Origin of the sequence: Francisella noatunensis subsp. noatunensis, from assembly GCF_009823375.1 — a bacterium.
In the GTDB taxonomy this organism is placed as follows: domain Bacteria; phylum Pseudomonadota; class Gammaproteobacteria; order Francisellales; family Francisellaceae; genus Francisella; species Francisella noatunensis.
Genome location: NZ_WBSX01000005.1, coordinates 22,222 through 33,630, shown reverse-complemented (window position 1 = coordinate 33,630; position 11,409 = coordinate 22,222). Strand labels below are relative to the sequence as shown.

Below are 11,409 nucleotides of genomic sequence, written 5' to 3'. Positions count from 1 at the left end.
CTATCTCAGCATTATAGTCACTATTTATACTAGTGCGATTAAGTTCCTTTTTTATAGCTCTTTCACTATAGCCAATTTTATTGGCTATTTGAGATGTTTGGTATCCTAATTTAAGTAATTCTTCTATACAATATCTATTTGAAAGAGTTAAGTGCTTTGGCATTTTTTAGTTCCTTATCGTTTATTTTAGTTTCGTCAAAACCTAATAAACTATATTTGGAACTCTCTTTCAACTATTTAAAACTTTCAGAATACAATCTAGCTCTGACAAACAGAATCCTCTAAGTTCTCTTATACCATTGCCAAAGTCTTATATAATTCCAGGCGGTAGGTTTAGAGAAGTTTATTATTCGGACTGCTATTTTACTTGTGAAGGTTTACGAGTTGATGGCGAAATACAGATGATTAAAGATATTGCAGATAACTTTGCATATTTGATAGATACTGTTGGCTTTGTACCAAATGCAAATAGAAAGTACTATCTAACTCGTTCGCAACCACCTTTATTTTACCTAATCGTAAATATTTTATATCAAGAGCTAGGTATTTCTGCTATTGAAAAATATTTACCATCTTTAGAAAAAGAATACTCATTTTGGATGAATACTCAAAGAAATGTAAACGGTTTAAATAGATATTGGGATGAGTCTGCCACCCCTAGACCAGAATCATATCGCGAAGATATTGAGCATGCGCAAAATATAGCAAACAAACCAGACTTCTATCGTAACATCCGTGCAGCTTGTGAATCTGGGTGGGATTTTTCTAGTCGTTGGTTTGCTAATACAAATGATTTTAGTACTATTCAAACAACAGATATTCTACCTATTGATTTAAATAGCTATCTATATGGATTAGAGAGTTTATTAGGTAAATGGTTTGCTGAAGTTTTAGAACAAGAAAAAGCATCTAAATATTTAGAGTTAGCTGAAAAAAGAAAAAAACTTATTTAAAATACTTTTTGGAATAATGGAAAAGATTTTTTTATGATTTAAATAGTAAGACAAATATAATGACTAACATTACAAGCTTAGCAGGAGTGACGCCACTATTCTTAAATATAGCTACTCAAGAACAAGCTCAAAAGGTAGCTAAGATTATAGAAAATCAATTTTTAACAGACCATGGACTTATTACTACAACTTTAAATACTTCTCAACAATGGGATTCTCCAAATGGCTGGGCGCCATTACATTTTGAAGCTGTTATAGGTTTAAGAAATTATGGCTTTGATAAGCTTGCAGAAACTATTGCTAAAAGATTTGTAAATACAGTTAATGAAAAATTTAAAGAAACTGGAAAGATCCATGAAAAATATGATGTAGTCAATCCTAAAGCAAATGCTGGTGGAGGAGAATATATAGTACAAGATGGCTTTGGTTGGACAAATGGAGTAGTTGCAAACTTTATCAAAAAATTATAAATATGCAGAATCTTAACACTCTTAAACCATTAAGAATATCAAGCTAAATTAATGTAACTAACTAAAAAAGTTCTGGCTAAAAATATAGAATAAATTAGAAAGAAATATTATTTCACGATTGGATCAAGTTCACCACTTTCATAACGTTGAAACATTGTTTCAAGTGAAATTGGCTTAATCTTACTAGCCATACCAGCACTACCAAATGCTTCATATCTAGCTTGACAGATTTCTGACATAGCTACTTTTGCTACGGCATTATATTTACGCGGATCAAATTCAGCAGGATTTTCTGCCATAAATCTTCTAATCGCACCAGTAGCAGCCATACGTAAATCAGTATCAATATTTACCTTACGCACACCATACTTGATTGCTTCAACGATTTCTTCTACTGGCACACCATAAGTCTCACCCATAGCACCACCATAAGTATTGATTACTTCTAACCAATCTTGAGGTACTGAAGATGAGCCATGCATTACTAAGTGAGTATCAGGAATTCTTGCATGAATTTCTTTTACTCTCTTAATAGATAGTACATCACCTGTAGGTGGCTTAGTGAACTTATAAGCTCCATGAGAAGTACCTATAGCAATTGCTAAAGCATCTACTTTTGTTTTCTTAACAAAATCAGCAGCTTCTTCTGGGTCTGTAAGCATTTGATCCATAGATAAAGTACCCTCAGCACCAACACCATCTTCTTCTCCTGCTTGTCCAGTTTCTAATGAACCAAGACATCCAAGCTCACCTTCAACCGATACACCACAAGCGTGAGCCATATCAGAAACAGTTTTTGTAACATTAACATTATACTCATAATCTGAAGGAGTTTTACCATCTGACTTTAATGAGCCATCCATCATTACAGATGAAAAACCTAATTGAATAGATCTTTGGCAAACAGATGGAGATGTACCATGATCTTGGTGCATACAAACTGGAATATGAGGATACTCTTCAATCGCTGCAAGAACTAAATGTCTAATAAACGGAGCTCCTGCATACTTTCTTGCACCCGCAGAGCCTTGTAGAGTAACTGGTGAATTAACTCTATCAGCAGCTTCCATAACAGCTCTTACTTGCTCAAGATTATTTACATTAAACGCTGGCAACCCATAACCATGCTCTGCAGCATGATCCAATAGTTGACGCAATGAAACTAAAGCCATGTTTATCTCCTTATCTTACTTGACCTGCAATTATTACTTTAATTTTATTAGTACTTCCATGTACACCCATACTATCACCACTTGTCAAAACAAGAATGTCACCATCCTTGGCTAAGCCTCTACTTTCTAACTCCATAGAAGCTGATCTATTAACATATAACTTAGACATTCTAGTAGAGTCAAAATACAAAGGAACAACTCCTCTAAACAATGTCATTGCTCCTAATGTTGTAACATTACGTGATAGTGCATAGATAGGTAGCTCAGAATTTACACGTGACATCCAACGCGAAGTATTTCCACCCTCTGTCAATACTATTAAGCCTTTAGCACCAATATCATTGGCAATTTTAACAGCTGCAACTGAAACAGCATGATCAACTCTATCACAATCAGCAATCTTCTGTTTCTTAGTAATATGTGTATATTTGCTCCTCTCTGCAGATTCACAAATTCTTGACATAGCAGAGATAGTTTCAACAGGATACTTACCGACTGCTGTTTCAGCTGATAGCATCACAGCATCCGTACCATCAAATACAGCATTTGCCACATCAGATGCTTCAGCACGAGTTGGAGATGAGTTTTCAATCATTGATTCCATCATTTGAGTAGCAGTAATAGAACCCTTCTCATTTCTTCTAGCTGTGCTGATAATTAATTTTTGTACAGTTGGAACATTTTCATCACCAATTTCAACTGCTAAATCGCCTCGAGCCACCATCACAAGATCTGAAGCATCTACTATACTTTTCAGATTATCTTCTAATACAGCCTCTGCTCGCTCAATTTTAGCAACCATTGCAGGCTTCCAACCAGCTTCATTTACAAGCTGACGTGCATACTCCATATCTTTCCCATCTCTAACAAATGAAACAGCTAAGAAATCTACCTGAAGCATTGCTGCTACCTTGATATCTTGCTTATCTTTATCTGTTAAAGCAGGTGCTGTTAGACCACCACCTTTTTTATTGATTCCTTTATTATTGGAAACTTTACCTCCGATAACAACTTTTGTTACCGCTTTGTTACCTTTAACAAAATCAACTTCTAGAATAATTTTACCATCATCAACTAATAGTATATCACCCTTCTTAACGTCCTGAATAAGCTCTTTATAGTCAATACCAACTGTATTTTCATCACCATCTTCAATACCAAGATCTGCATCAAGTGTAAATTTTTGACCTTTCTTGATTATCACAGAACCATTTTTGAACTTCGATAGTCTTATTTTTGGACCTTGTAAATCCGCCAAAATACCAACGTAAGTATCTTGCTCTTTTGCTATTTGACGTATCAGATCAACTCTTTTACGATGATCTTCAGCAGATCCATGCGAAAAATTACATCGTACCGCATTAACACCTGCTTTAATCATCTCTGTTAACGCTTCTCTAGATTCACTAGCAGGACCAAGAGTAGCTAAAATTTTCGTTCTTCTCATATAAATAACCTACAGTTATATAGTTGCTTTCTCTTTCAATATTTCTACAGCAGGTAGTTTCTTACCTTCAAGAAACTCTAAAAATGCTCCGCCAGCTGTTGATATGTAAGATACTTTATCCTTAATATCAAATTTCTCAATCGCTGCTATAGTATCGCCACCACCAGCAACAGAGAAAGCATCTGATTCAGCTATCGCTAAAGATAGAGCTTTTGTACCCTCTGCAAAATTATCAAATTCAAACACTCCCACAGGACCATTCCAAAGAATAGTGTTAGCAGATTTTAAAAGCTCTGCAATTTTTCTTTCAGACTTCGGACCTATATCTAGTATCATTTCATCATCAGCAACATCAGCCACATTTTTAACTACTGCAACAGCATTTTCGCTAAACTCTTTTGCAACTCTTACATCTACTGGTACAGGTATGTTTACACCAAACTCTTTCGCTTTTGCCAAGATATCTTTAGCTTTACCAACAAGATCTTCTTCATATAGTGAATTACCAATATTAAATCCTTCAGCTTTTATGAAAGTGTTTGCAATACCTCCACCAACAATAAGAATCTCAACCTTATCAAGAAGATTGTGTAAAACAGATAACTTTGTTGAAACTTTAGATCCACCGACTATAGCAACCATTGGTTTCTTAGGAGCCTTCAAAGCTTTTTCTAGTGCTTTGATTTCATTAGCTGAAAGTAGACCTGCACACGCTACAGGCACATACTTAGCTACTCCATAAGTCGATGCTTGAGCTCTATGAGCTGTAGCAAATGCATCCATCACAAACACATCACCAAGACTTGCTATTTTTTTTGATAGCTCATCGTCAGACTTTTTCTCACCTTTATTGAAACGTACATTATCGCACATAACAATTTCACCAACTTTAGCATCAACACCATTTAGCCAATCTTTAGCAAATCTAACTGGTTTTTTGATGATTTGGGATAATGCTTCAGCAACAGGTTCAAGTGAAAACTGAGAGTCATACTCGCCTTCTGTAGGGCGACCAAGATGTGACATTAAAATCACAGCTCCACCTTGATCTAAAATATACTGAATGGTTGGAATAGCCGCCTCTATTCTGACTTTGCTTGTAACCTTGCCATCTTTGACAGGCACATTAAAGTCAACACGAACTAAGACTTTCTTATTTTTAAGATCAACGTCTTTTAATGTTAGAAAACTCATTTATACCACCTATAAGTGTTTACAGAGCTCCAAAGTACTCTACTACTCTTACCATTTGATTTGTATATGACATTTCATTGTCATACCAAGATACAACTTTAACTAGAGACTTATCTCCAAGTGAAGTAACTTTAGTTTGAGTTGCATCAAATAATGATCCTTCAGAAATTCCTACGATATCACTAGATACTAACTCTTCTTCTGTATAACCAAAAGATTCATTAGCAGCTGCTTTCATTGCAGCATTTACATCTTCAGCTGTTACACTCTTAGATACTACAGCAACTAACTCTGTTAATGACCCAGTAGGAACAGGAACACGTTGAGCAGCTCCATCTAACTTACCTGCAAGTTCAGGAATTACTAGACCAATAGCTTTAGCAGCACCAGTTGAGTTAGGTACAATATTTACAGCTGCAGCTCTTGCACGACGGAAGTCATTTTTAGCATGAGGTGCATCTAAAGTATTTTGGTCACCAGTGTAAGCATGAATAGTTGTCATAAATCCACTTTCAATTGTTGCCAAATCATGAAGACCTTTAGCCATAGGTGCTAAACAGTTAGTCGTACAAGAAGCAGCTGAGATAATTTTCTCATCTGCAGTTAATATATCATGGTTAACACCAAAAACTACTGTTGGTAAATCATTACCAGCAGGAGCTGAAATAACTACTTTTTTAGCACCAGCATCAATATGAGCTTGTGACTTTGCTTTTGATACATAAAAACCTGTACATTCTAATACTAGATCTACTTTCAATTCACCCCAAGGCAAATTAGCAGCATCTTTTTCAGCATATATTTTAATTTCTTTACCATCTACAACAATAGCGTCATCTTTTGCAGTTGTAACAGCTGCTTTTGAAAATCTACCTTGAGCAGAATCATATTTTAATAAGTGTGCTAACATTTTTGGATTTGTTAAATCATTGATCGCAACAATCTCTATACCAGCCTTGTCAAACATTTGACGAAAAGCTAAACGACCAATTCTACCGAAACCATTAATTGCAACTCTCATTTTAATCTCCTTAAGATATTATCTTTCAAAAGTTTATTACACATATTTAGCAACTATGTTGCTGATATTTTCTACAGTAAAACCAAAATGCTTAAATAAATCCTCAGCTGGCGCGGACTCACCGAAACTATAAATCCCTTTCACTTCACCACCAGCTTTAGGCATATACTTATACCACCCATCAAGCTGAGCCATCTCAACAAAAATTGCTGGGATATCATCTCTTATTACTGATTTTTTATACTCATGAGTTTGAGTATCGAAAACGTCGACACATGGGATAGAAGCAACATTAACTTTTATTCCTTTGTCTTCATATTCTTTTGCTACTTTAATTGCTAGCTCGACTTCTGAGCCAGTAGCTACAATAGTTAATCTAGCATCTTTATTATTTCTGACTAAATACCCACCTTTCACAATATCAGAAACTTGTTCTTTAGCCTGAACCACAGGCTCTAAACCTTGACGCGTTAGTACCATAACACTTGGAGTCTCATTAGACTTAACCGCTTCATTCCAAGCAACCATTGTTTCAATAGTATCTGCTGGTCTCCAAACATTTAAGTTTGGTATCAATCTTAAACTAGGCACATGTTCTACAGGTTGATGAGTTGGTCCATCTTCTCCCAAACCGATAGAATCATGAGACATTACATGAACTACGGGTTGTTTCATAAGAGCAGACATTCTAATAGCATTTCTAGAGTAATCACTGAACACCAAGAATGTTCCTCCGTATGGCTTTAAACCACCGTATAAACTTAGACCATTCATGATAGCAGCCATACCAAACTCTCTCACCCCATAAGAAAGATAGTTAGCGCCTTTATCAGTATTATTAAGCCAAATTGATCCACTCCAATTTGTATTGTTTGATCCTGTTAAATCTGCTGAACCACCAAACATTTCTGGCATATTCTTGCACAACACTTCTAAAGCCATCTGAGATGCTTTACGCGTAGCCACTTTTACAGGATTCGCTAGCTGTAAAGCAATATATTGCTCAACTTTCTGCTCAAGATTTGCAGGCAACTGTTTTTTCAGCACTCTATCAAATTCTTCAAACTTAGGATTACTCTTATATAAATCTAATTGTTTCTGCCAATTTGCTTCTAAAGCTTGTCCTTTTTCTTTAGCATCCCAGTATTTATATACATCACTAGGAATTTCAAAAGGAGCATAATTCCAATCAAGCTCTTTTGCGGCTGAAGCTCTTTCTTGTTCACTCAAAGGCGAGCCATGTACAGATGCAGTACCAGCCTTTTCTGGAGAGCCAAACCCAATAATCGTTTTACAACAAATCAAAGTTGGCTTGCTTTGTTCAGATTGTGCTTTAGCTATAGCTTTTTCAATAGCCTCAAAATTATGACCATCTACATCCTCAATCACATTCCAGCCGTATGCTTTGAATCTCTCAACTGTATTATCAGTAAACCAACCTTTTGTATCCCCATCTATAGAAATACTATTATCATCCCAAAATGCTATTAGTTTATTTAGACCTAAGGTACCAGCTAACGAACACGCTTCATGAGATACACCCTCCATTAGACACCCATCGCCTAAAAATACATAGGTATGATGATCTATTACTTTCAAGTCAGATGTATTGTATTTATCTGACAATATCTTTTCACCTAGTGCCATACCAACAGCATTAGCCACACCTTGACCCAATGGTCCAGTTGTAGTCTCTACACCTGGCGCATAACCATATTCAGGATGACCTGGAGTTTTAGAATGAAGTTGCCTAAAATTTTTAATATCATCAACACTTAAATCATAACCACTAAGATGCAGCAAAGAATATAAAAGCATAGAACCATGACCATTTGAAAGTACAAATCTATCACGATTTATCCAGTTTGGATTTTGAGGATTATGTTTAAGAAACTTGGTCCACAAAACCGTAGCGATATCGGCCATACCCATAGGCATACCTGGATGTCCTGATTTTGCCTTAAGTGTTGCATCGATAGATAAAAATCTTATAGCATTTGAAAATTCTCTAGGGATAGATAAAGACATTATTACTCGATCCTTTTACTGTGTTATCAATTTTTAAAAAATATAACTAGTAAGATGATACAGTACAGACTTTCATAAAACAAGAAATGTATATAGAATAGTATCACAATGAAATATGAAAAATACATATATGAAAGGCAAACACAGCCAAATAAACTATAGCATATACGCAAAACAAAAAAGAGAGTTAGAAAACATACAAATAACTATAGAAAACTTAAACCATATCTCTAAGCTCATAGTTGACACGCCACACACATTTAACTGCTCATTTTCTTTTTTTGAAGAGAAAAATCACGCATGCATTAGATATAATGTAAATGGCGTAATCAAACTAATATGCCAAGACTCTCTTGAGCCATTTGACTACCCTATTACAATTACAAATAGCATAATAATCACTGAAGATGATAGACTTGTTCAAGATAGCTTACACGAGCCTTTTATCTACGAAAGCGCATTGATAGATTTAAAAGATATTATCAAAGAAGAAATACTTCTAGAACTACCATTAGCACCAAAAAAAGATGCTAGCTCTTGTAAAAAGACAAAAAAACATTCATACTATAGCGAGCAAGAAACTGTTATTGAAGAAAAACCGAATCCTTTCGAGATTCTCAAAAAACTTAAGTAACGACAGATTTAGAATTTAAAAACACATAAAGGAGGTTATTTAAAATGGCTGTACAACAAGTTAAAAAAAGCAGATCAAAAAGAGACATGAGAAGATCTCACGATTCTTTAACAGGTCCAACATTATCTACTGACAAATCCACAGGTGAGTTACACTTAAGACATCACGTCTCACCTAACGGATTCTACAAAGGCAAGAAAGCAGTAGATACAAAATCTGAAGACTAATATTTATTCCAGTCATCTTTTAAAATCATCTCACACTATATTTATGCCTTGGTTGGTGAGTATTTACAAATATATTAATTAGCGACATAGGAAGTTTTATTAATTATGGGTTACAAAATATCTATAGATGCAATGGGTGGAGATAATGGTTTAAACACCACTATTCCTGCAGCTCTTGAAGCAGTTAAAAAAGACTCTAACTTACAAATAGTATTAGTTGGAGATCACCACAAAGTAAAAAGAGCCTTAGACAGATATTCAAAAGTCAAAAAAATAAAACTGCCCGTTTTACAGAGAATAGCTATTCATCATGCTAGTGAAACAGTCGGTATGGATGAATCTCCTTCAATAGCAGTAAGAAAAAAGAAGGACTCATCAATGCGTGTAGCTATAAACCTTGTTAAAGATGGGACTGTAGATGCTTGCGTGAGTGCTGGTAATACAGGCGCATTAATGGCAACTTCAAAGTTTGTACTCAAAACCGTAAACGGAGTTGATCGCCCTGCTATAGTATATGCATTGCCTGCATTTAATAGAGATACAAAGCAACTTAGCAAAACATATATGCTTGATCTTGGTGCTAACGTTGTTTGTTCTTCTGAACAGCTTTTCCAATTTGCTATTATGGGATCAATACTTGCAGCTAGCTCAAAAGGCTTAGCTGAGCCAAGAGTCTCTTTACTAAACATTGGTGAAGAAGAGATGAAAGGTCTAGATAATATTAAGAATGCTTCAAAATTATTACAAGGCTGTTATTTCATTAACTATCAAGGATATATTGAGGGAAAACACATTTTTGATGATATAACAGATGTAATTGTATGCGATGGTTTTGTCGGTAACGTTTCTTTAAAAACAATGGAAGGTAGTCTAAGACTTATAGAATCATTGATTAAAAAATCGATTACAGAAACATCATTATTAATGAAGATACCCGTAATCATGTCTCTACCACTATTTAAAAAAATGAAAAAAGGAATGAACCTAGATAGCTTCAATGGTGCATCATTACTAGGTTTAACAGGCATAGTTGTTAAAAGCCATGGTAGCGCAAGTGCGAATGCATTTGAAACTGCCATCTATGAAGCTGTAAAAGAAATCAAACACAACATTCCTAAAACTATTCAAGAATCATTAGAAAAAGTTCTTTAATCTTTACCAATCATGATACAATGTTTTTAGACAATAGGCTTTCTTATGACTGCTTATTTATAATAACTTTTGTTACTAATCTAACTAAATAGGTATAACTATATAATGTTTGCACAAATACTTGGTACAGGAAGTTACTTACCTGAAAAAATCTTAACCAATGAAGATATAAGTAAATTTGTTGATACTTCAGATGAATGGATCAAGCAAAGAGTTGGTATAGAAAGACGCCATTGCGCGAATGAAACAGAAACCACGAGCTTTATGGCCACTGAAGCAGCAAAAAAAGCACTAGATTCTGCCAAAATTAATGCTAACGACATTGACATGATAATAGTTGCTACAAGCACGCCAGATTTTATAATGCCATCAACAGCATCCATGGTACATCAAAATTTACAAATTGATCATTTTAATGTTAGGTGTTTTGACATATCAGCAGCCTGCAGTGGTTTTGTGTATGCTCTTGATATTGCAAAACAATACATTGAAACAGGCATATCAAAAAATATATTAGTAATTGGTGCTGAGAAAATGACTCGAGTTCTTGACTGGAGTGATCGTTCAACATGTGTACTTTTCGGTGATGGTGCCGGAGCTGTAGTTATTTCTACAAGTGACGAGAAAAAGATTTTATCATCTTTACTTTATACAGATGGTTCATGTTTAGATATGCTTAATGTACCTAACAATCTTCCTACTTCAAGAGGAGAGGCTATAAATATAGACCCTTATCTAATTATGGAAGGAAACAAAGTTTTCAAATTTGCTGTCTCAAGGCTTTCATCTCTTGCAGATGGTCTAATCAAAGAAGCAGGAATAAAAGCTAATCAAATAGATTGGCTAGTTCCACATCAAGCAAACTATAGAATATTAAATTCCACTGCTAAGAAAATAGATATGCCTATGTCAAAAGTAGTTACAACACTTCAAGATCATGGTAATACATCAGCAGCTTCAATACCTTTAGCCTTAGATCATGCAATCAAAACAAACCAAATCAAATCAGGAGACACCATAATCTCAGAAGCATTTGGCGCAGGATTCGTATGGGGTGGATTTATTGCAAAAATTTAGTCATTTTTTTAAAATTTATTTCAATATCATAGAG

The 11,409-nt window shown here is 34.9% G+C and carries 10 protein-coding genes and 1 pseudogene; 5 read left to right on the top strand and 6 right to left on the bottom strand.

Annotated features, from left to right (window positions below; all coding sequences use genetic code 11):
• Window positions 1–163 (bottom strand): helix-turn-helix domain-containing protein (locus F8C69_RS01120; RefSeq protein ID WP_159183823.1); only part of this gene is annotated, 163 nt, incomplete at its 3' end.
• 97 nt (window positions 164–260) lie between these two features.
• Here F8C69_RS01120 and F8C69_RS11140 point away from each other — a divergent pair.
• Window positions 261–1,423 (top strand): annotated as a pseudogene (locus tag F8C69_RS11140) (trehalase family glycosidase); the annotation flags it as partial.
• 107 nt (window positions 1,424–1,530) lie between these two features.
• Here the strand turns inward: F8C69_RS11140 and fba are convergent.
• Genes fba through tkt form a run of 5 tightly spaced genes read right to left on the bottom strand, consistent with a single transcriptional unit; the run spans window position 1,531 to window position 8,285 of the window.
• Entirely contained in the window at window positions 1,531–2,595 is a 1,065-nt protein-coding gene (gene fba, locus F8C69_RS01110; protein ID WP_159183870.1) for a class II fructose-bisphosphate aldolase, read from the bottom strand.
• Window positions 2,596–2,605: 10 nt separating this feature from the next.
• Window positions 2,606–4,042 carry a pyruvate kinase gene (gene pyk, locus F8C69_RS01105; RefSeq protein WP_159183869.1) on the bottom strand — a complete coding sequence of 479 codons (1,437 nt, stop codon included), beginning with the start codon at window positions 4,040–4,042 and terminating at the stop codon, window positions 2,606–2,608.
• A 15-nt stretch (window positions 4,043–4,057) separates the two neighbouring features.
• Window positions 4,058–5,236, bottom strand: a complete 1,179-nt coding sequence (locus tag F8C69_RS01100; RefSeq protein ID WP_159183868.1) for a phosphoglycerate kinase — start codon at window positions 5,234–5,236, stop codon at window positions 4,058–4,060.
• Between the two features lie 19 nt (window positions 5,237–5,255).
• On the bottom strand, window positions 5,256–6,257 hold the full coding sequence (gene gap / locus F8C69_RS01095; protein WP_004287378.1) for a type I glyceraldehyde-3-phosphate dehydrogenase: 1,002 nt from the start codon (window positions 6,255–6,257) through the stop codon (window positions 5,256–5,258).
• 36 nt (window positions 6,258–6,293) lie between these two features.
• Window positions 6,294–8,285 (bottom strand): transketolase, encoded by a 1,992-nt coding sequence (tkt, locus tag F8C69_RS01090; protein ID WP_159183867.1) that lies wholly within the window; start codon window positions 8,283–8,285, stop codon window positions 6,294–6,296.
• A 130-nt stretch (window positions 8,286–8,415) separates the two neighbouring features.
• Between tkt and F8C69_RS01085 the strand changes: the two genes are divergently transcribed.
• The 4 genes from F8C69_RS01085 to F8C69_RS01070 all read left to right on the top strand — a co-directional run bounded on the left by F8C69_RS01085 (window position 8,416) and on the right by F8C69_RS01070 (window position 11,375).
• Window positions 8,416–8,919, top strand: coding sequence for a YceD family protein (locus F8C69_RS01085; RefSeq protein ID WP_159183872.1), 504 nt, complete (start codon window positions 8,416–8,418; stop codon window positions 8,917–8,919).
• Window positions 8,920–8,963: 44 nt separating this feature from the next.
• Window positions 8,964–9,146 carry a 50S ribosomal protein L32 gene (gene rpmF / locus F8C69_RS01080; protein ID WP_159183866.1) on the top strand — a complete coding sequence of 61 codons (183 nt, stop codon included), beginning with the start codon at window positions 8,964–8,966 and terminating at the stop codon, window positions 9,144–9,146.
• A gap of 105 nt (window positions 9,147–9,251) precedes the next feature.
• Window positions 9,252–10,298 carry a phosphate acyltransferase PlsX gene (plsX, locus tag F8C69_RS01075; protein ID WP_159183865.1) on the top strand — a complete coding sequence of 349 codons (1,047 nt, stop codon included), beginning with the start codon at window positions 9,252–9,254 and terminating at the stop codon, window positions 10,296–10,298.
• Window positions 10,299–10,403: 105 nt separating this feature from the next.
• Entirely contained in the window at window positions 10,404–11,375 is a 972-nt protein-coding gene (locus tag F8C69_RS01070) for a beta-ketoacyl-ACP synthase III (protein WP_159183864.1), read from the top strand.
• The last annotated feature ends 34 nt before the right edge of the window (window positions 11,376–11,409 follow it).